This is a genomic window from Leuconostoc aquikimchii, assembly GCF_040838325.1.
Classification (GTDB): domain Bacteria; phylum Bacillota; class Bacilli; order Lactobacillales; family Lactobacillaceae; genus Leuconostoc; species Leuconostoc aquikimchii.
Genome location: NZ_JBFPER010000001.1, coordinates 300,956 through 321,665, shown reverse-complemented (window position 1 = coordinate 321,665; position 20,710 = coordinate 300,956). Strand labels below are relative to the sequence as shown.

The 20,710-nt window shown below is 37.8% G+C and carries 19 protein-coding genes and 2 tRNA genes; 2 read left to right on the top strand and 19 right to left on the bottom strand.

The genetic code is table 11. From position 1 onward, the window contains the following. The 6 genes from AB3K24_RS01635 to mutY all read right to left on the bottom strand — a co-directional run bounded on the left by AB3K24_RS01635 (position 1) and on the right by mutY (position 3,897). Positions 1-849, bottom strand: coding sequence for a DUF1129 domain-containing protein (locus AB3K24_RS01635; RefSeq protein ID WP_367973492.1), 849 nt, complete (start codon positions 847-849; stop codon positions 1-3). Continuing rightward, a complete protein-coding gene (locus AB3K24_RS01630) occupies positions 827-1,183 on the bottom strand; it encodes a PadR family transcriptional regulator (protein ID WP_367973491.1) in 357 nt (118 codons plus the stop codon). The genes AB3K24_RS01635 and AB3K24_RS01630 overlap by 23 nt, the downstream gene beginning before the upstream one ends. Positions 1,184-1,305: 122 nt before the next feature. Next, positions 1,306-1,378 (bottom strand) — tRNA-Thr (locus AB3K24_RS01625). A gap of 63 nt (positions 1,379-1,441) precedes the next feature. Next, positions 1,442-1,523, bottom strand: a tRNA-Leu gene (locus AB3K24_RS01620). A gap of 233 nt (positions 1,524-1,756) precedes the next feature. After that, a complete protein-coding gene (locus AB3K24_RS01615) occupies positions 1,757-2,875 on the bottom strand; it encodes an AI-2E family transporter (RefSeq protein WP_367973490.1) in 1,119 nt (372 codons plus the stop codon). Next, complete coding sequence (gene mutY, locus AB3K24_RS01610; protein WP_367973489.1) at positions 2,875-3,897, bottom strand: A/G-specific adenine glycosylase; 1,023 nt, start codon at positions 3,895-3,897, stop codon at positions 2,875-2,877. Before mutY ends, AB3K24_RS01615 begins: the two co-directional genes overlap by 1 nt. Before the next feature lie 127 nt (positions 3,898-4,024). Here mutY and AB3K24_RS01605 point away from each other — a divergent pair, with 127 nt between their 5' ends. Further along, on the top strand, positions 4,025-4,168 hold the full coding sequence (locus AB3K24_RS01605) for a hypothetical protein (protein WP_010015935.1): 144 nt from the start codon (positions 4,025-4,027) through the stop codon (positions 4,166-4,168). Positions 4,169-4,275: 107 nt separating this feature from the next. Further along, positions 4,276-5,679, top strand: coding sequence for an MDR family MFS transporter (locus tag AB3K24_RS01600; RefSeq protein WP_367973488.1), 1,404 nt, complete (start codon positions 4,276-4,278; stop codon positions 5,677-5,679). A gap of 126 nt (positions 5,680-5,805) precedes the next feature. On the opposite strand, the gene thiD is transcribed toward AB3K24_RS01600, so the two are convergent. The 13 genes from thiD to AB3K24_RS01535 all read right to left on the bottom strand — a co-directional run bounded on the left by thiD (position 5,806) and on the right by AB3K24_RS01535 (position 20,694). Next, complete coding sequence (gene thiD, locus AB3K24_RS01595) at positions 5,806-6,612, bottom strand: bifunctional hydroxymethylpyrimidine kinase/phosphomethylpyrimidine kinase (protein WP_367973487.1); 807 nt, start codon at positions 6,610-6,612, stop codon at positions 5,806-5,808. A gap of 95 nt (positions 6,613-6,707) precedes the next feature. Beyond that, positions 6,708-7,187 carry a 23S rRNA (pseudouridine(1915)-N(3))-methyltransferase RlmH gene (gene rlmH / locus AB3K24_RS01590; protein ID WP_367973486.1) on the bottom strand — a complete coding sequence of 160 codons (480 nt, stop codon included), beginning with the start codon at positions 7,185-7,187 and terminating at the stop codon, positions 6,708-6,710. A 642-nt stretch (positions 7,188-7,829) separates the two neighbouring features. Beyond that, a complete protein-coding gene (locus tag AB3K24_RS01585) occupies positions 7,830-8,969 on the bottom strand; it encodes a S1C family serine protease (protein WP_367973485.1) in 1,140 nt (379 codons plus the stop codon). A gap of 65 nt (positions 8,970-9,034) precedes the next feature. Continuing rightward, positions 9,035-9,799, bottom strand: coding sequence for a two-component system regulatory protein YycI (yycI, locus tag AB3K24_RS01580; RefSeq protein WP_367973484.1), 765 nt, complete (start codon positions 9,797-9,799; stop codon positions 9,035-9,037). Between the two features lie 34 nt (positions 9,800-9,833). Beyond that, the gene (yycH, locus tag AB3K24_RS01575) at positions 9,834-11,132 is read right to left on the bottom strand and encodes a two-component system activity regulator YycH (RefSeq protein ID WP_367973483.1); all 1,299 of its coding nucleotides are present in this window, start codon (positions 11,130-11,132) and stop codon (positions 9,834-9,836) included. Beyond that, a complete protein-coding gene (gene walK / locus AB3K24_RS01570; protein ID WP_367973482.1) occupies positions 11,122-12,993 on the bottom strand; it encodes a cell wall metabolism sensor histidine kinase WalK in 1,872 nt (623 codons plus the stop codon). Before walK ends, yycH begins: the two co-directional genes overlap by 11 nt. Positions 12,994-13,099: 106 nt before the next feature. Beyond that, positions 13,100-13,807, bottom strand: coding sequence for a response regulator YycF (yycF, locus tag AB3K24_RS01565; RefSeq protein WP_367973481.1), 708 nt, complete (start codon positions 13,805-13,807; stop codon positions 13,100-13,102). Positions 13,808-13,942: 135 nt separating this feature from the next. After that, entirely contained in the window at positions 13,943-14,923 is a 981-nt protein-coding gene (locus AB3K24_RS01560) for a ribose-phosphate diphosphokinase (RefSeq protein ID WP_367973480.1), read from the bottom strand. An 86-nt stretch (positions 14,924-15,009) separates the two neighbouring features. Continuing rightward, on the bottom strand, positions 15,010-15,507 hold the full coding sequence (gene tpx, locus AB3K24_RS01555; RefSeq protein WP_367973479.1) for a thiol peroxidase: 498 nt from the start codon (positions 15,505-15,507) through the stop codon (positions 15,010-15,012). Between the two features lie 59 nt (positions 15,508-15,566). Then, positions 15,567-16,385, bottom strand: coding sequence for a Cof-type HAD-IIB family hydrolase (locus AB3K24_RS01550; protein WP_367973478.1), 819 nt, complete (start codon positions 16,383-16,385; stop codon positions 15,567-15,569). Between the two features lie 199 nt (positions 16,386-16,584). Beyond that, a complete protein-coding gene (locus AB3K24_RS01545) occupies positions 16,585-17,115 on the bottom strand; it encodes an NUDIX hydrolase (RefSeq protein WP_367973477.1) in 531 nt (176 codons plus the stop codon). Positions 17,116-17,266: 151 nt separating this feature from the next. Beyond that, positions 17,267-19,720 (bottom strand): phosphoketolase family protein, encoded by a 2,454-nt coding sequence (locus AB3K24_RS01540; protein ID WP_367973476.1) that lies wholly within the window; start codon positions 19,718-19,720, stop codon positions 17,267-17,269. A gap of 245 nt (positions 19,721-19,965) precedes the next feature. Then, positions 19,966-20,694 (bottom strand): GntR family transcriptional regulator, encoded by a 729-nt coding sequence (locus AB3K24_RS01535; protein ID WP_367975528.1) that lies wholly within the window; start codon positions 20,692-20,694, stop codon positions 19,966-19,968. Positions 20,695-20,710 lie beyond the last annotated feature (16 nt).

Genomic DNA, 20,710 nt, shown 5'->3' with positions numbered 1-20,710 from the left:
TTAATGACTTTTATCTTGCTTTTTAATTTTTTTCAGCGCTATAAAATTTAATAAGTAAAATAATAATAGTAAAGCCATTGTTATACCAGCTATCAAATATCGGCCATCTTTCGTATGAAGTAACAAATCATTTAACTTAGGTAGTCGTGTCACAATTCCCATAACCCCCGCACCAACCAAAAAGATAACAAATGGCCAAATAAATGTTTTATCTTTTTGACGAATGAAAAAATATAGTCCTACTATTAATGTTAACAAAATAATAACAATACCCAATCCACCATCTATCCACAAATGCAGTGGCGTTTTTAAAAACATGTTCATCAAAAATATGGGTGCGCTAATAACACTAACAGCTAGCCAAACCACAAAATACTGCAAATATTTATTTTTCAGTGTGGTATTGACTTGATATATTGTTCGGCCAAGATATTTAAAACCAATCAAAATCACAACATATAGATAGCTACCTGAAATAACTAACATACCAATATCAATGGGCTTCTCTGCAATCATTAAAGATGGTAAAAAACAAACACCAATATAAGTTAATAAAAGATAAAAACCTACTTTAATAATTTCCAAAATATGACGTGGCATTTCAGACAATATTTCATCAGCAATGACTTTAGGTTCTTTGCCAAAATAATCTGCTGCTGAAACATCATCATTTTGCGCTTCCAAAATGTCCTGTAGTATACTTAATAATTGCGTTTCTATTTTGTATTCGTCACGTGCGAAACCTTCGATTCTAATATACAATAATAAATTTTCATAAAATACTTTATTCTCTGCATTCAAATTTTCACGTAACAAATTATTCGATTCAATCATTTCTTTTGTTTTCATTATTTTCCCCCTCGTCAATCAATTGATTAACTGCTCCCTCTAAAAAATGCCATTCATTAATAAAATCTTTTTTAGCTTGTATACCTGCGACTGTTGTAAAATAATATTTACGGTCGGGACCTGCCAGTGAAGGTTTCATTTTCCCTTCAATTAATCCGCGCTTTTCCATTGTTGTTAATAAAGGATATATTGTCCCTTTCGGTATATCAGACAAGCCATATTGATTGATTTGCTTACTAATACCATACCCATAGTCTGGTTTTTTTTCTAAAATAATTAGCATCACACCTTGTAAAATACCTTTAAGCATTTGACTAGAAGTATTTGATTTCATTTTTATTCCTTCTTACTAATATGTTTAGCATACTAGTATTATAAACCATACTGCACTAGTTTGTAAAGCCAACTAGTGCAATAAAAAAAGTAGCGACAATATTGTCGCTACTTTTTACCTGATGCCGACTAGCGGATTCGAACCGTTGACCCCCTCATTACTAGTGAGATGCTCTACCAACTGAGCTAAGTCGGCAACTCCAAGTACTCAAGTATGCCTAAGTCATACTAGATACCCCAGAGAATACTAATTCTCTTATACGGGTGACAGGAATCGAACCTGCACGCCTTGCGGCACTGGAACCTAAATCCAGCGCGTCTGCCAGTTCCGCCACACCCGCATTGTTGTTTACGCAACTATATTAGTTTACTTGAAAAATGCTCGTACGTCAACACCCAATTTCATATTCTTTTTTAATTGGTAGCCGCGCGTTAGCAAATCAAACATCCTATCATTACGTATCAACACTGCCACGCTCATGGTGATTGTTTGACACTGTGGATAATCTCGCACAGAACAGTACACAGGAACTATTAAATATTAAAAATGTCAAAATTCAATTTTTCTAAAAAACTATTCTTGCCGTAACTCTTTGTTTTTGGTCAGTGCAACAAGTTCCAAAACAAAAGAAATAATCACTCTTAAGACTGCATATACTGGCACAATTACAATCATACCAACAATTCCCCACAAATTACCAGCAACCATTAATAACAGCATAATTGTCAGGGGATGAATCGCCAATGATTTGCCGATGACATTAGGATAAATAAAGTTCCCATCAAGCTGCTGAACAATTGTCATCACAATAAAGACAAACAACATCTGCTTCCAAGATTGGGTACTAGCCACGATTAAAGCTGGTACCACCCCAATCCAAGGACCGATATATGGCACAATATTTGTAATACCAGCCACGACCGCAAGTAACCAAGCATAGGGTTGTCCAATAATCATATACCCAATAGCCATCGTAATACCAACAAACAACATTTCAATGGCTTGACCCGAAATATATTTTTCTATGGTGTTGTCCATTTTTGTAGTCAATTCGGAAATTTTTTGTGCATGTCGATTTGGAAAGATCTTTTTGATGGCAGGCACCAAACGCTCGCCATCACTTAACATGTAAAATAATACAACCGGAATGGTCACAAGGTTAATTGTTACTGACGTTATTGTGGCGACAACTGTCCCTAGCGTCCCAGCTGTAATTGTTAAAAAGGATGCAGCATATTTACTAACTTCTGCTCTAATTTGATCCGCATTAACAGACAAATTCAAATTTTCAAACCATCGACTATTGACAGTTTCCGACGTAAATCGTTGCACATCTTGCACAAAACTCGGCATAGCCGTAATCAAATTCGTTATTTCACGGATCAATGTTGGCACCAAACCAACTAACGCCGCCGCAATAATTGCTAAAAATAAAACAAACGTGATAATAACCGCTAATTGATGTGGCATGTGTCTACCGAAAACTGTTATTTTTTTTATTAATTTCAAGATTGGTTTTAACACGTAGTACAGGAATCCTGCAACAAGTAACGGCACAAATACTGTTGAAACAAAAACGTTAATCGGTCGCATCAAAAAATCAAATCCAGATACGATCAAAATCAAAACAGCTAACGCCAGTAATTCTAGTGTCCAAAAAAATAATTTTTTTAATTTCATATTGGGAAACATTATTGGAACGCCTCCAGCGCTTTAAGTAATTTATGTTGTACAGTAGGTAAAGATAATCTTTGCCAGTCATCTGGTGATAAGTATTGTTGATTTGGCATGAGATCAACATCTTGTTTCACTAACCATATCTCCCAACGCCGATGCGTAAACACATGAATAATTGGTTTAATATTAAGTTGCTGACCTTCAATATCGTCAATACTATTAATTTCAATTAGCGGAAACGTCCAAAAACCAGCTAATAAACCAGTGTCTGGCCTTTTTTCAAATAATAATTTGTCATTACTTTCAGATATAGTGGCCATATACATCTGTTTTATTGGCTTTTGTTTTTTAGTTTTAACTGGATATTTTGCTTCCACATCGTCCCGAAAGGCAGCATTAAATTCTCGCACTGGTGAATTCTGACTATCCGGATTTTTAGCTGTCATAAAACTTGATCCTAGATCCATAATCGCTTGATTAAAATCTCCAGGACGTGATATATCGACAATTGGCGCAATAGCATCATAAAAAATTTTACGTGATTTCGTGTTAGCGATGTCAGCATCAATTTTAAGTAATCGACTAAATACACGATAAGCATTACCATCAACCGCAGGCACCACCTCACCAAAACTAATTGATGCAATAGCCGCCGACGTGTAGGGTCCCACGCCCGGTAATTCCTGTAAATCATCCGCGCTTTCAGGCCAATGACCATGTAACTCATCCACAATAAATCGCGCTGCTTTTTGTAGATTACGGGCGCGAGAATAATATCCTAACCCTTCCCATAGCTTTAACACTTGCGCCTCTGGCGCATAGGCTAAGTCCTGAACCGTTGGCAAATCAGACATAAATCGCTCATAATAAGGCAAAACTGTATCAACCTGTGTTTGCTGCAACATAATTTCAGAGACCAGCACGCGATAAGGTTCATGATTCAGACGCCAAGGTAAGGTCGCACGTCCCTCTTGATCATACCAATCAAGTAACGTGCGACGAAAATCTTTAATTGTTTGTTCAGACCATATTTCCATATATCTATTGTACCTTAAATTTGTAAAATTTTAGAAACACTTATTTTTTTAAAACATTGATTTTTGAACCTATATAACGTATAATAAGATCTTGTATGTAAAAACATTTGAAAAAGGAGTACCCATCATGGCATTAAAGAAGCCGCTTAATTCATTCGCCCGTGCTCGCAAGGTCGGACACAACTCAGCTAAGAAGCAACGTCAAACGGCTATTGCCAAGTTGCAACAATGGGCAAAAGGTAAGTCAGAAGAATTACCTGTAACAAAGTAATTTGACTTAACTAAAACCAGTATTTTTACTGGTTTTTTGTTTACACTTTTTATTATATTACGATTAATCCTATGTTATAATCATTTAAAAGAAAGGTTGAACGACATTTGAATATATCAAAAAAACAAAAATCGATTCTTACCATTCTAGTTATCGGTACATTTCTGGGGTTTTTAAATCAAACGCTCATGAATGTTGCCTTACCTAGTATTATGCGCGACTTTCACATTGGCCCAGGATTAGGCCAATGGATAACCAACGGTTATATGCTAGTTAATGGTGTCATGGTACCACTGACGGCGTTTCTAATCCAACGTCTCACCACACGCAAACTATATCTTACAGCTGTTGGCCTGTTTGCAATTGGTACCCTCATAGCTGGTTTTGCGCCAAATTTCACCATTTTAATTACTGGGCGCATGATTCAAGCCATGGGTGCCGGTGTCTTCGGTCCACTAATGAACGTTGTTGTGATGAATCTTTTTGCGCCTGACAAACGTGGTGGTGCGATGGGATTAATTGGTTTAGCCTTAAACTTCGCACCAGCACTTGGGCCATCATTATCCGGACTTATCGTCACAAACCTATCTTGGCGTTTCCTGTTTTTCATTGTCGCGCCATTAATTATTGCTGACTTCATACTCGCTTATTTTCTATTACAAAATATCGGTGAACAAAAAAAGCTTAAATTTGATTTTCTTGGTGTTGTGCTATCCAGTATTGGGCTTGGCTCATTGCTTTACGGTTTTTCAAACGCTGGCGCAACACCATGGTCTGAATTTACAGTCTGGGGATTTATTATTATTGGCTTAATTGTGACAGCCTTGTTCGTTTGGCGACAATTTTCAACCGAGACACCGCTACTCAATATGGCCGTTTTGAAGCATCGTGAATTTGTCATTGCCATGTCAATTAATATTATTTTAATGATTGCTATGTATGGTGGTGCAATGATGCTACCACTCTATATGCAAACAATTCGTGGCGCTTCAGCTTTTATTTCGGGACTCGTACTATTCCCAGGTGCGTTAGTCACCGCGTTTTTGTCCCCATGGAGCGGTCGTTTATATGATCAATATGGTGTAAAATATCTCACGCTATTCGGTATCGTAATCACAGCTATCGGGACAATTATTTTAGCCTCACTATCACTCAATACACCACTCTGGTTTGCCGTTGTTGGTCAATTTATACGCCAACTTGGTTTAGTCTTAGTCTTAATGCCCATTCAAACCGAAGCCTTTAACGCTCTACCTTTGTCACTTATGCCTGATGGATCAGCGATGTTCACGACAGTTCGTCAAATTGCCGCTTCATTTGGTACAGCAGCATTAGTCACTATCATGACACGATCAGCTCTGAGTTACGGTAAGACGCATGCCAGCACGCTTGATGTACTCATCCAGTTACATGGTATCAAAGTTACTTTTCTAACCGCAGCCGCAATCATGCTGATTGGTGCGGCGTTATCCCTCTTATTTAAAAACAGAGCCCCAAGCGATTTTGTATAAAATCAAAAACACATTGCGCGCAGTAAGTTCAAAAAAGAAGCGACATTGTTGTAAACTGACATTGCACTTATGCAATACTAGTTCACACTTGTCGCTTCTTTTTAACTATGCTTTATAATACAAAACTCAAATATCTACTGCCGCCCAATGATTAATCGGCCCAAACTGGTGCCCCACTGCAATGCCAATTTCAATGGCCGCTTTTGTCACATCATGTCCAATTCTAATAGCTGTTGCTACATCGGTGCCTTTAGCTATTTCTGCTGCAATTGTAGCACTTAGCGTGTCCCCTGTGCCATTAATGTGTGTCGTGTCAAAGTACCGATGACGCAACCAAAAATCACTGCCATCTGCTAATAACACATAATCAGCCACTTCAGATTGGTTTTCTTGATTATGCCAACCTTTAATGACGACATTTTTAACCCCTAATTTTTGAATATCGCGTGCTGCTTCACGTTGATCAGCCTCTGAATTAATTGTTCGTCCAGTCAGCAGTTGTGCTTCAAAAAAATTAGGTGTCGCCACTTCAGCCAATGGTAATAACTCAGTTTTCAACGCCTGAAAAGCATTATCAGCTAAAAGCTGCGCACCATGTTTCGTTGTGATCACCGGATCAACAACTAATGGTCCAAAATCATAAGTTTTATAGGCAGTAACCACCGTCGCAATTAAATCAGCATCTGAAAGCATACCTGTTTTACTGGCCCGAACTTGAAAATCATCTGCTAAAACCTCAAATTGCTTTTCAATAAACGGTAAAGGTAATGTTTCAGACGCATGAATACCATATGAATTGCCAGCCACCGCAGCAACAAGCACACTCATTCCGTATGTTTTCCGAATAAAAAATGTATGTAAATCAGCTTGCATTCCGGCCGATCCATCTGAATCAGACCCAGCAATCGTTAAAACTTGTGGAAATTCATTCATATCACACACCCTCTTTTAGATAATTATAATTTACTATATTATATGTCACCTCTCGTTTATTAGCTAGATAATTCAATATTTATTTTATTAGTTTCTTATTTGTGATAAGGCGAACCCTGTTGAATCATAAACGCACGATAAATTTGTTCAATCAAAACGAGTCGCATCAATTGATGCGGCAATGTTAGCAAACCAAAACTCATTTTCATATTAGCGCGTTGTTTAATCATTGGATCAAGCCCCAATGAACCACCAATAATAAACGTAATATCAGAATAACCAGTAACCATCACATCAGCGATTTTTTTAGCAAACGCTTCCGAAGATAGTTGCTTGCCTTCAATTGCTAATACAATAACAAAATCACGTGGTCCAATTTTCTCGGCAATACGGCTGCCTTCTTTAGCCATAATTTGTTGATTTTGTGTCAAACTAGCCTTTTCTGGTGTCTTTTCATCAGTTAATTCAATGATGTCTGTTTTAGCAAAACGTGATAAGCGCTTGGTATATTCTGCAATACCATCCTTAAGATATGTCTCTTTCAACTTACCAACTGTGATCAATTTAATATTCATATTACCCTCTATCTTTAAACTTTCTTAATATAACGGCCCCTCATGCAAACGTTTGTATCTTAAAAGTTATCCACAATTATCCACACGAACAATCAAGCATTAACAGGTACACACCCTTATTATATCAGGCATCATCATGTTCGTATATTTTTTATCCACAGTTTTTGATTAAATTAGCACAAATTGTGGATAACTTTTATAACCCCGTTTGAGGCTATTCGCGTAAATTTTGCGCGCTTAATCGTGACTTATCCACAATTTTCCACTTTTTTATCCACAGCTGTGGATAAGCACATGTGTTCCCCTGACGATACCCGCTATTTTAAAGGTTTGCGTTGCTGTTTAACGCCAAATTAGCACTGTTTAATGTCTTAACTCGTTATGTTTGCACCTAAATACGTATAATCTAGCAATTATTGGCATCCAACGAAAAAAATTATGTCATTTTCTATCAAAATACCCCTATTTAATATTATTTTATCTTTTTTGTTCATTTTTCCACAATTTATAGTCACTTATCCACATATTATTGGTTATTATAATTAGTTATCAACATTTTCATGCAAGTTTTCAACATTTCATGAAAACGCTTATTTTAATACTTTTGTCAATATAAGGTAAAGAAAAAGCTAACGCCTTGCGTTAGCTTTCTAATTTTTGTGTTAATTTTACTGTAACTGTTTTCTTATCTTTCTGATGATAATATGTAATGGTCACAGTATCATTCAAATTATGTTTATACAACTCTTCACGCAGATCAGCTTGGCCAGTCACTTTTTTACCGCCAATCTCAGTTATGACATCATATTTCTTCAATCCAGCCTTATCTGCTGGCCCATTTGGCGTTGTACTCATGATAACAACACCGCCATTAACAGATGTAGGTATCTTCAAAAGGTTTTTTTGATCATCAACTGTCACTGCAGAAAGCTCCACAAGGCCAATACCAATGGCTGGACGCGTTACTTTACCATCTTTGACCAATTTATTGACAATATCGACAACTTGATCAGACGGAATGGCAAAACCCATACCTTCAACACTAGTACCTGATGCTGACGATGATAATTTCATCGAATTAATACCAACAACCTGTCCTTCAAAATTAACCAGTGGTCCGCCAGAATTACCAGGATTAATTGCCGCATCAGTTTGAATAACAGTTGATCCACCATAATTTTGACCATCCTCTGAGGTTGACGCCACTAATCGCTTCTTAGCAGAAATAATGCCCTCAGTAACAGACGATGCATATTCAGACCCAAGTGGTGATCCAATCGCTAATACTTTTTGGCCAACTTGTATCTGACTAGAATCACCAAAATCTGCTGTTGTCGTAACGACCTTCGGATCTATTTTAAGTACTGCCAAATCAGTCATGGCATCCTTACCCACCAGTGTTGCCGTGACTTTTTTGCCATCATGCAGCATAACCTGTATCTGAGCCGCGCCATTAACAACGTGATTATTTGTGACAATATAAGCAGCATCTCCTGCTTTTTTATAGATGACACCGGAACCTTCTGATGATTCTTGATAATTATTTGTACCAGTCTGTGAAAAATTAAGTACTGATACAACTGCATTTGAAACTTTACTATAAGCGGTTGTTGCCGTCGCATTAGTTGGGATCGTTGTTTTTTTAGTCGCTTTAGTCTGAACTTTTTGTGTTGTAGATTGTAGACTCTCAACACCTCTTTGCCCATATAAAACAGCCCCACCACCAATAACACCGGCGATTGCAGCTGTTACTATTATTTTTGTTACTGATTGTTGCGCCATACTTTTAGCCACCCATCAATTGAATTATAGTTATTATATACAACAAAAATTAATATTAGATTAAATTACTCCGATAAATTATCGCCCGTAAAGGCATTAATTTTCAAAACATATTTTTCATTACCACTATAAGCTTCAAATGCCCAGACAGGTAGAAAAATATCATAGCCATTAACCGTTAAGGTTCTGTCATAAGACAAGTACCCCTTGGACAAACGATCCCCACTGCCAATTTCATTGTAACGATATAACGCAATAATCGCATCTTCTTCCGTTATCGTAGCACGCGCATCACGCAGTTTTTCAATGTTAACTAACTGTCGCTTAGTAAAGCCAGTCAACCGACCTGATTTATTATACTGAAAAGTCATAATACCGCTATCAGCAAGTACTGGTAACCCCTCAATACGTTGTGAATATACCCGATCTGAATTCGTTTTGTCTGCCGTTAATACAGGGTTATATCGATAACCTGCACTATAAGCAGCAAGTACTGTTTCACTTGCATTGGTCCCAATCTTTTTTGAGATATCTTGTTTAAATTTGGCAACCACAGTAGTTGAATGGTTACCGGAAGTAATGTCTATATTAGAAGGTAACGACATTTCATGCCTATCCCCATGTTGCGCAGCAACGTAACCACTATAGTGAACGGCCGTACCAAATTTTGGTAATTGAATTTTTTGCTTTTTCATCTCTGAAATAATGTTGGTATTTGCATCTGTCACTTGTTCTTGTGGTACTTGTCCGGAACGCCACCAATTGAGTAAAAATATATCTAACAAAAAAAACAAAATTAACATTAATATTTTAATGCGTTTAAATTGCATATTTTCCTCCTAGATTTTAGAACCGGACATACTTTTAACGCGTTTTTAAATACGAAGACACACTTTGCCAACCTGTGTGAGTTTCAATCATCCACGTTGGTTCCATATTCACTGCGGCCTGACTATCCTTATCAAGCCGCCATTCATACCCCGGCGTGATAAAATCATAATCTTTTTCTTGTACACCAGCGTCAGTCAATTGCTTAATTACCTCTGTTGTTGATGGCAATACCACGTCAGGTTGACTATTGGGTACAGGGACGCCAATTTCATTCAATGAATACGTGCTTGTCAGGTTACCATGTTTATCCATAGTCATATGAACGGCACCAATTTCAGATTGAAAATAAACAGGAAAACCCTCGACATAGGTTCGAAAAGTAATTTTTTGACCATTTTGCTGGCTTTCATAAAAACGTGTATCCGTAAAATCAGACTGTAATAGACTAATTTGCGAAAGGCCTGTATTTAAACGGTCAATATAATTTTTAGGCAATTTGTTTTTTAAATTATGATCTTCAAATGTCACGGTTTCCCAGTCTGGATCATAAATTATTTTTTGATTATTGAGTTTATTTGTATAAACTGTCTTATCACCATCTTGTGTGACATTCAGCTGATTAATGGTGCCAAGCAGCGCTGACACATAAGTTTTAGGATCACGACGGGTTACTAAGTAAGAATACACTGGTAACGTAATGTTCTTTGGATAATTAAGCATAACACGACCCTGATGTGCTTTAAAATTAATGTTCATATTTTTCGGTAACTTTTTAGATTGTTCCCAAACAGCGTTACGATCTAATTTGCTGACTTTTACTGTAGTAATTTGATTTGTCTTAGTGTTCACAAAATAGCTATTATTTGAACGATCTAATGCTACTACAAAATAATCAAAGTTGAAATTTTTTCGTGTGGACACATTTTGGTCATAACGTATATTAAAATAAGAAATTGGCACAACATCCGGATAACGAAAAATTTGAGACTTTTTAGTAGCCAACACTTTTTTAATGCCTGCGACACTGACTGTTTTAGTTTGAGCATCCGTTAATTTAGCATTTGTTATCGCTGTGCGTATTTTTTTTAATCTTGCATCATCTGCGTGCATGGCTAACTGTTGCGACCCATCAGCCTGCGACACAATATATTGTGTCGGACGAAAAATTTCAAGCAATTGTTTTTCTGGTTGTTGCGCCGTTGCTTGATCAGGCGCCTCATTTTTACCAAAAGAGCTAAAAATAAACCCTGTTAACACAACAGATATGACAAGCAGTAAAACAAGCAAAGCATTTAATAACACACTCTGTAAAATTTTTTGTTTATTCCGCATCCCAATCATCCTCCGCGATGACATCATCATCTACATAGGCAAGCGAAATATAGAATGTTGATCCCCTGTTTTCGACCGAGTCTACCCAAATACGACCATTAAAACGCTCCACTACTTCTTTAGAAATAGCCAAACCTAATCCTGTCCCACCCTGTGCACGTGAGCGTGACTTATCCACACGGAAGAAACGATTGAATATACTATCCAAATCTTTACGCGGAATACCTAATCCTTGATCTGAAATACTTAAAATAGCGCGTGTCTTCGTTTTGATTAAACGGGCGGTGATCGTGCCGCCATCTGGCGAGTACTTAACCGCATTATTCATGATATTATCAAGCACTTGCGTAAATTTATCTGGATCTACTTCAACCCAAACATCTTCATTCGTAAATTCACGTTGAATATTATAATTCTTATTTGGTGTATCGGTGTTTTTAGCATCACTTTCAATAATCATATCAAAACGGTTCAATACAAAGTTAAACAGACTGTTCAAATTAACAACTTCAAATCTGACATCCATTGTGCCTTGATCTAATCGCGACAATGCCAACAAGTCATTAATCATGCGAATCATACGCTGTGTTTCATCTTGGACAACGCCTAAGAAATTTTGTGCCATCTCAGGATCGTCAATGGCGCCTTCGGCTAACGCATCAACATACGATCTGACTGAAGTTAACGGCGTTCTCAATTCATGTGATACATTTGACACGAACATACGACGTTCCGCATCAATTCGTTGCTGCTCAGTAATGTTATGTAAGACCACAACTAAGCCAGAAATAAATCCTGATTGTCGCTTAATTAATGACACATAGGCTTGTACTAATATATCATTACTATCATCTGACAAATCAACTCGAAAATCATCCAGATTTTCCAGCATATCACGTAACGTTCGTTTGCCTTGCAAACGTAGCAAATCAATGACATTTTTGCCAATCGCATCTTCACGATCAACCCCAACAAAATTGGCTGCCGCTTGGTTAATAATAGTGATTTCGCCACGACGATTAGCTGCTAAAACGCCATCAGCCATGTGCGTTAAAACAGAATCTAATCGGTTTCGCTCGGCGTTTACTGTCTCCGTTGATTCTTCAACACGTGTTGATAATTCATTAACCGATTGCGCCAAGTGTCCCAATTCATCAGAACCATAGATATGGTTCACCATCGAATAATCACCACCGGCAATTTTCGTTGTTTGCTCATCAATTTGTGCAATTGGCCGCGTCAAAGTTCGCGCAAGGAATAACGCTAACCCGATACTAACAACCAGAGCCACCAAACCTGCAATAATGAACAAACGCATCACACTGTTAACATTACGATAAACCGGTAACAAACTGGCTTTAACAACAACAACACCGGTTATGTCTTTCACACGTCCTGTCGTGACACCTAATGACGTTGTCATTAACGCCTTTCGCTCACCACCTTCACTAATCGTACGTGATTTTAAGAAGGATTGCTCACCAGCTACGGCTCTTTGTGCATTCAAGTCAGTCGTTTTTTGACCAATTGTTTGTTGTCCAGACACAGACAAAGTACCACGAATTGTACCTGTTTTATCAATCACTTGCGCTTCTTGAAGGTTCGTATTGTTTAAACCTGTTAATACATCTTGAATTTCATGATTACCAGCATCCACATCTCTATTTCTCAGCGCGGTTGTTATTTGATCTGTCACGTATTTGGGTAATGTAATTTGTTGTTGGAAGGTTGCTAAATTTTGTTGTTCTATTTGACGTACAAAAAACGCACCCAACAGTTCGAGTGCGATAATCATTAGCAACACAAAAACAAGTGTGATGCGGAAACGTATAGATTTAAAAAAATTAGTCTTACTATTCATAATTACTGACGCATAGCGTCTGTCTCCTTGGTATATAACAGAGAAACTATCTTCGTTGCATGATTAAGTAAAACCATTTGCTTTACCATTGACTTCAGATATCAAATTACTCTGCATCCGGACGCAAATAATATCCTACACCACGACGTGTTGCTAACCAGTTAGGATGACTTGGATTATCTTCAATTTTTTCACGTAAACGGCGAACAGTAACATCCACCGTTCGCACATCACCGAAGTAATCGTAGCCCCAAACTTGCTGCAACAAATGCTCACGTGTCATCACTTGACTGATATGTTGTGCTAAATAATAGAGCAATTCGAATTCTCGATGTGTCAATTCAATATCTTGACCAGATTTCGATACCATATAAGCTTGTGGATGTATTGTTAAATCACCTAACTCAATGTCATCAGTGTTCGCAACTGTCTCGTCAGTCCGTTGCGCAACAGCCTTACGACTACGCAAATTGGCTTTAACGCGCGCTACTAGCTCACGATTTGAGAATGGCTTAGTAACATAATCGTCAGCACCCATTTCCAACCCTAACACTTTATCGATTTCAGAATCCTTAGCCGTCACCATAATTACTGGTGTTTCTGATTTTGAACGAATTTGACGCAAGACTTCAACACCATCAATTTCAGGCAACATTTGGTCAAGCAAAACAAGATCAGGTTTTTCTTCATTGAACATTGTCAATGCTTCCTGACCATCAGCTGCTGTTACCACCTCATAGCCTTCTTTTGTTAAATTAAATTTAATGATATCTGAGATTGGCTTCTCATCATCCACAACCAATATTTTACTCATGGACGTTCTCCTCATGTATTTCTACTAGTTTGTCTATCTTTAAGTATAGCATTTTTTTGCCATTCTGTAATATTTAACACAAAAAAACTGAATTCAATCAGTTTTTTAAGACAATATCAATGCTTACGTTATACATCAATGTGATCGCCGATGAAAACGATTCTTAAACAATGACGAAATCGCTTCATTATTGTTCACACGTCGAATGGCTTCACCTATCAATTCTCCAACTGACACAATTTCTAGTTTATCAAATTTTTTCTCGTCTGGTAAATTAATAGAATCAGTTAATATAACTTTTGTGAAAACCGAGTTTTGCAAACGCTCAATCGCCGGTCCGGAAAAGACCGCATGTGAGGCGACTACATAAACTTCTTTAGCTCCATGTGCCATGATTAATTGTGCACCTTGTGTAATGGTACCAGCAGTATCAATCATGTCATCAATCATAATAGCTGTTTTACCTTGCACATCACCAACAATACTGCCTATTTCAGCTACATTAGGCTTTGGTCGGCGCTTATCAATCACCGCAACTGGTGATTCTAATTCCAACATGTTATTCAAGTTACGCGCACGTGTCATACCACCATGGTCGGGTGAAACAATCACTGCATTTTGTTTATTGGCAATGCCTGATTCAATTAAGTAATCAGCTAACAAAGGTGCTGCTTGCAAATGATCCATTGGAATATCAAAAAATCCTTGGATTTGTGCAGCATGTAAATCTAAAGCAAGAACGCGTGTCGTGCCCGCTCGTTCTAACATGTTCGCGACGAGCTTTGCAGTAATAGGCTCGCGTGAGCGCGCCTTACGATCTTGTCGTGCATAACCATAGTATGGCAAAACAACATTAATTTGATTAGCAGAGGCACGACGTAACGCGTCAATCATAATCAGGAGTTCCATAAGATTATCATTGACCGGTGCGGAAGTTGATTGGATAACAAAAACATTATCTCCACGAATACTTTCTTCAATGTTAATTTGTACTTCACCGTCGGCAAATCGTTTCACAGATATCTCGCTTAACGGTACGCCAACTGATTCAGCAATTTTTTTTGCAAGTGGTTCATTTGAGCTTAAAGAAAAAAGTTTCAATTTAGGTTCTGGCATGTCTGGCTCCAAGAATTTTATATTCATTCATATTTATTTTAGAAACATTAATATTTTTTCTGAAATTTTAACTAACCACCAAACACTTAAGCAGAGAGTGTCTGTAACGCTTTTAATGCGTCATCATAATCTGGTTCCTCTGACACTTCTGGTACGATTTGTGCATAACGTACAACGCCTTGTGCATCTACAATATAAACCGAACGTGTGTCAACACCTTGAGAAGGTATGTAGAGCTTTGTTGCGTAACCAAATGACTCTTGTTCATCTGACAACATACGCAAATTGTGTACCCCTTCAGCTGCACACCAGTCACGTTGCTCTGCAACTGAATTTGTTGAAACTGTTAAAAATTGTACGTCTTGAAATTGATCAACGGCTTGATTAAAGTGACGTGTCTGTAAAGAACAAGTACCTGTATTTAAATCAGGTACAACAGAGATTAAAGTTAACTTACCAACCAAATCAGCTGTCTTAACTTTGGCACCATTCTCATCTTCTAATTTAAAATGTGGTAGTGTGTCACCAATTTTTAGTGGTTCGCCAACTAATTCTGTCACTTCTCCAGATAATAATACATTCATTTTGCGACCTCCGCATTTTTCTATATTGTCTAGTTCTTTATCGTACCTAAGCCATGTATTTACTCGCTTAAGACAAATTTTTCAATTGCTTGCGCAACACCTGATTCATTGTTTGTTGCCGTTTGAGCATTTGCAATATGTTTGACATCTGCAATGGCATTGCCCATGGCTACACCAATGCCAGCCTGCGCAATCATTGAATAATCATTTGCTTGATCCCCAATGGCCATCGTATCAGCTTGTGCAACGCCCAATACATCAGCCAACGCTAATAATGCATGGCCCTTTGATGCATGCTGATCAATAAATTCTAAGTTATTCGCCGTAGAACGAATAACATTAACACTATCTTTTATTTCATCAGGCACTACAGCTTGCACTGCGTCTAATTCATCACTTTCAGCGTTGGCAATTGCTTTAATAAATTCGACTTTCTCTAAAGCCACTTCAGTATCTAAAACAAATAGTGGCAAATTCACCAAACTATTTTCGAAACTGGCCCAAGGATGGATCCTGTGATGCGTAGTATACGCCGCATCTTGTGTTTCAACTTGCACATAAGTATTTTGAGCTGTCATAAACGCATTCACTTTTTGGAATGCTTCTACTGACAAGGGCTGACGAAAAAGTGTTTTTTTACCACTAGCTGTCTGAACGAGCCCGCCATTATAGGTAATGACGTACTGATCATCGCCATTAATACCCAATTCTGACAAAATATCACGCACACCTGGTAAAGGTCGACCTGTTGTAATGACTATTTTAACACCATTTGCTAGAGCTTGTTGGATACGCGATTTGACTTCTGGTGTTATTTCTCGTCTATCATTGAGCAATGTACCATCAATATCAATTGAAACAATTTTAATTTTCGACATATTTTAACACATCTTTTATAATGTCATTTGCATTTATTTTAAAAAATAAACTTGGTGGACAATTATATTTCCCTTCATTAAACAAAATTAATTACTTATGACAACTGACTTATCGCAGAACATAATTATATTATAACAAAGAACGCGCTTTCAAAACATAATATTTTTCAAATCTCAAGCATGAAGTTGACATTTTAGATCAGTTACCACTATCGAACAATTTTGATTTTGCTTGCATAAAGATATGGTCATCATTAAAACCATTATCACGTTTCATTTGAACGACTTCAGACAATGTTGCCCATCTTATAGCTGCTACTTCAGATACTTGGCGTGTCATATTGACTAACGGTTCATCAATACACACGGCATACCAATCTTCGATCCAATCAACATATCGACATTTTTTTACAAATTGTAGTTGATTCCTCGTCACAGTTAGATTTAATTCTTCACGCAACTCACGAATGATTGCCAATTGACTTGTTTCACCCATTAACGCCGAACCACCCGTAGCTGATGTCCACATACCTGGGTAAGTTATTTTTTGAAACGAACGCTGTTGCAGTAAAATATTTCCTTGTATATTAAAGATTAACGCATTGACTACTAAATGATAATCCCCAACGTTTAATTTGTCTCCTCGACGATGTGTGCGGCCTGTTAATTTATCTTTTCCATCATAAACATCCCATAATTCTCCTAATTTATCAGCCCGATTATCACTCATTTAAAAGATCCTTTGCCAACACTTGTCATATACTAGCCTTTTATATTTGTTCAGTTACCTCTATTTTACCCACAAGTGCACAAAAAAGCGAACTAAGTATACAACACTTAATTCGCTTAATTAAATCATGGCGGTCTTTAATAAAATTAAATTACTTTAAAGCTGACCAGTTCCAATCAGTAAATTCTGCAATATCGCGACCTTCGTTACGAGTAACTTCGAAGTGCTTTGCCAATGTTTCATCCATCTTAGCAATGAAAGTATCAGCAGCTGCTTGATCAATCGTACCATTAGCTGACAAAATTTCAGCAGCTTCTTTAGCTTGGTGGAAACGATCCAACTTTGAATAAACACGCATATCATAAGTTGTTGTGATGTCACCATCTTCACGATAACCATGAACATATACATCACCCTTGAACTTACGTTCAAAGAAGAATGATTCTATCAAGTTTTCATAAGCATGGAAACCAAAGATAACTGGCTTGTCAGCTTGGAAATACTTGTTGAATTCTTCAGCTGATAATTCACGCTCATCGTTCATATTAGGTTCTGACTTCTTTTGCAAACGTAGTAATTCAACAACGTTAACATAACGGAACTTAACTTCTGGGAAAGCTTGGTTAATCAACCATAATCCAGCCAAAGTCTCAATAGTAGGTTCTGTACCAGAAGATGCAAATGTAATATCAACATCACCAGAAGGTGCAGTAGAAGCCCAATCAATGATCTTCAAACCTTCATTAGCCAATACATCAGCTTCATCGGCAGTAAACCATTGTTGACGTGGTTGCTTTGAAGCAATCAACAAGTTAACCTTATGACGTTCTGAGAAGGCACGTGCTTGAACAGCCAACAATGAGTTTCCATCAGCTGGCAAATATTCACGAATGAAGTTAGACTTCTTTTCAGCCAAATGCGTCAATAGACCTGGATCTTGGTGTGTATAACCATTATGATCTTGTTGGAAAGCAGTTGATGTTGCAATCAAATTCAATGATGGGTAATCATTACGCCATGATTGTTCTGATGCATGACGCAACCACTTGAAGTGTTGCGTGATCATTGTATCCACAACACGCAAGAATGATTCGTATGATGCAAAGATACCAACACGGCCAGTTAATGTATAACCTTCTAACCAACCTTCTGCTTGATGTTCTGACAATTGCGAATCAATAATACGGCCTTCAGGACCAACATACTGATCGTTTGGTTCCTTAACTTCTTCCATCCATTGACGGTTAGTTGTGTTAAAGAGACTCCACAAACGGTTCGACATTGTTTCATCAGGACCAAAGACACGGAATGATGTTGGGTTCAACTTCATTACTTCTTCCAAATAATTTGAAAGTGTCGTCATATCCATATTTTGCGTTGTCTTTGGCAATTCATGTCCACGATTTTCGTTAGTAATCTCGTTGGTGAATTGACGCCAGTCAGGCAAAGTCAAATCTTGTGCCTTGGCACCACGTGCACGGCCACCATTCGCAATAGGGTTAGCTGACATACGCTTGTCCCCCGCAGGAATAATAGCTTTCAATTCATCTTTCAATGAACCATCCACATTAAATAATTCTTCAGGCTTATATGAAGTCATCCATTCTTCGAATTGCTTCAATGTTGACAAATCGTTTTGCTCCAAGTTTAATGGCACTTGGTGCGCACGGAATGAGTTTTCAATTGGGTTGCCTTTTTCATCATGCGTTGGTCCACCCCAACCCTTTGGCAAGCGTGCAATAATTACAGGCCATGCAGGGATTGTACCGTCTTCATATTTACCATTTTCACGCGCATCCTTTTGGATAGCTTGGATGTCTTCAATTGCTTGATCAAAGACATTAGCAGCTAATTCGTGATATGCTGCGTAATCATGAATATCATCATTTTCAATAAATCGTGGTGAGTATCCCAAACCTTCAAAGAACTTTGTAATTTCTTCATGACTCATACGTGAAAAAATAGTAGGGTTTGAAATTTTAAATCCGTTCAAATCCAAAATTGGCAATACAGCACCATCGTTCTTGGCTGACAAGAACTTTGTTGAGTGCCATGAAGTCATTGATGGACCTGTTTCAGCTTCACCATCACCAACAACAGCAAATGCGATTTGTTCTGGATTATCCAAAACTGCACCGAATGCGTGTGATAATGAATAACCTAATTCGCCACCTTCGTGCAATGAACCAGGTGTTTGAGCTGTCATGTGCGATCCGATTCCACCAGGGAATGAGAAACGCTTGAACAAACGACTCATACCTTCCAAATCTTGTGTGATTTCTGGGTAATCTTCAGTATATTCACCGTCCAAATAGGCGTTAGTAACCATAACTTGGCCACCGTGTCCAGGACCACCGATATAAAACATATTCAAGTCATACTTGTTGATCAAGCGATTAGCATGAGCATACAAGAATGTTTGTCCTGAAATTGTTCCCCAGTGACCAATAGGCTTAACTTTAACGTCTTCGGCCTCAATTGGTGTGTTCGTAACTGAGAATAATGGGTTGCTCTTCAAGAAGATCATCCCTGCTGACAAATAGTTGGTAGCACGCCACCACTTATCAACGAGTCCCAAGTACTCTTTTGAATTAAAATCTACCATGAGATTTAATACTCCTTATTTTTTGAGAGAATCGTAAACCGCGAACTTTTCTCCGACATTTACTCTTACAGTATAACTGATTATCATTTTTTGTTCAAGTGAAAAGCTTGAATTGGTTGAGGGCTTTTTTATTTTTGGTTGGCTATATACCGGTATTGGTACGGCCCAATTCCGAATAATTATAATATACTATCAGCGATAATATTGCTGAATAAAAAAAGTCACTATACGGCGCGTGACTTTTTTCATTCAGCTTCAAGGCTGACAAATGCATTATATCGTAAATATTTGTAGTGCAACCGCATCGTTGAAAATTCTAACGGCGTGCCATCATCCATGAAAAAGATGCCCTCCATGATGCCTACCGGTTCATTAGTTTTAAGTTCCAACAACAACTGATCTTCCGGCGTTGATGGTTCGGCCATAATTGTCATAAATGATTTTGTCACCGCGCGATGTTTCGTTTTTTCAATGTATTCGTAGACTGATCCCGAAACGATTTCTTTATTCAAACCTGGCACAACTGCAATTGGTACATAACCACGTTCAATCATAAATGGTACCCCTGCCAACCGACGTAATCGCTTAATTTCATAAACAAAATCACCATCATTTAAAAACAGCGCTTGCTGTTGCTCAGGTGTCGCCGGAACGACTTGAAAATCAAGTAATTCAATACTTGGCGCTTGACCGCCGACACGAAATGAATCTGATACCCCCAAATTTGAACCTTCATGCTGAAAAATAGCATTATTCTTCAAATAAAGCGGGTTGACAAAAGTACCACTCCCACGCTTTTTAAAAATAACCCCTTGTTGCACCAAAACATTAAGTGCACGCTTGATTGATGACCGCGATACACTATATTGTTCAGCCAATGAACGTTCATCAGGTAATTTTAAATTTGGAAACTCACCTTGGTAAATTTTTTGTTTTAAATCCGCTTGCACGGTTACATAAATTGCTTCTGACATCATGTAAAATAGTATA

What these genes read in the sequence shown, in the direction of transcription:
- AB3K24_RS01635 (WP_367973492.1), bottom strand. Translation starts at nt 849, where the DNA reads ATGAAAACAAAAGAAATGATTGAATCGAATAATTTGTTACGTGAAAAT.
- AB3K24_RS01630 (WP_367973491.1), bottom strand. Translation starts at nt 1,183, where the DNA reads ATGAAATCAAATACTTCTAGTCAAATGCTTAAAGGTATTTTACAAGGT.
- AB3K24_RS01615 (WP_367973490.1), bottom strand. Translation starts at nt 2,875, where the DNA reads ATGTTTCCCAATATGAAATTAAAAAAATTATTTTTTTGGACACTAGAA.
- mutY (WP_367973489.1), bottom strand. Translation starts at nt 3,897, where the DNA reads ATGGAAATATGGTCTGAACAAACAATTAAAGATTTTCGTCGCACGTTA.
- AB3K24_RS01605 (WP_010015935.1), top strand. Translation starts at nt 4,025, where the DNA reads ATGGCATTAAAGAAGCCGCTTAATTCATTCGCCCGTGCTCGCAAGGTC.
- thiD (WP_367973487.1), bottom strand. Translation starts at nt 6,612, where the DNA reads ATGAATGAATTTCCACAAGTTTTAACGATTGCTGGGTCTGATTCAGAT.
- rlmH (WP_367973486.1), bottom strand. Translation starts at nt 7,187, where the DNA reads ATGAATATTAAATTGATCACAGTTGGTAAGTTGAAAGAGACATATCTT.
- AB3K24_RS01585 (WP_367973485.1), bottom strand. Translation starts at nt 8,969, where the DNA reads ATGGCGCAACAATCAGTAACAAAAATAATAGTAACAGCTGCAATCGCC.
- yycI (WP_367973484.1), bottom strand. Translation starts at nt 9,799, where the DNA reads ATGCAATTTAAACGCATTAAAATATTAATGTTAATTTTGTTTTTTTTG.
- yycH (WP_367973483.1), bottom strand. Translation starts at nt 11,132, where the DNA reads ATGCGGAATAAACAAAAAATTTTACAGAGTGTGTTATTAAATGCTTTG.
- walK (WP_367973482.1), bottom strand. Translation starts at nt 12,993, where the DNA reads ATGAATAGTAAGACTAATTTTTTTAAATCTATACGTTTCCGCATCACA.
- yycF (WP_367973481.1), bottom strand. Translation starts at nt 13,807, where the DNA reads ATGAGTAAAATATTGGTTGTGGATGATGAGAAGCCAATCTCAGATATC.
- AB3K24_RS01560 (WP_367973480.1), bottom strand. Translation starts at nt 14,923, where the DNA reads ATGCCAGAACCTAAATTGAAACTTTTTTCTTTAAGCTCAAATGAACCA.
- tpx (WP_367973479.1), bottom strand. Translation starts at nt 15,507, where the DNA reads ATGAATGTATTATTATCTGGAGAAGTGACAGAATTAGTTGGCGAACCA.
- AB3K24_RS01550 (WP_367973478.1), bottom strand. Translation starts at nt 16,385, where the DNA reads ATGTCGAAAATTAAAATTGTTTCAATTGATATTGATGGTACATTGCTC.
- AB3K24_RS01545 (WP_367973477.1), bottom strand. Translation starts at nt 17,115, where the DNA reads ATGAGTGATAATCGGGCTGATAAATTAGGAGAATTATGGGATGTTTAT.
- AB3K24_RS01540 (WP_367973476.1), bottom strand. Translation starts at nt 19,720, where the DNA reads ATGGTAGATTTTAATTCAAAAGAGTACTTGGGACTCGTTGATAAGTGG.
- AB3K24_RS01535 (WP_367975528.1), bottom strand. Translation starts at nt 20,694, where the DNA reads ATGTCAGAAGCAATTTATGTAACCGTGCAAGCGGATTTAAAACAAAAA.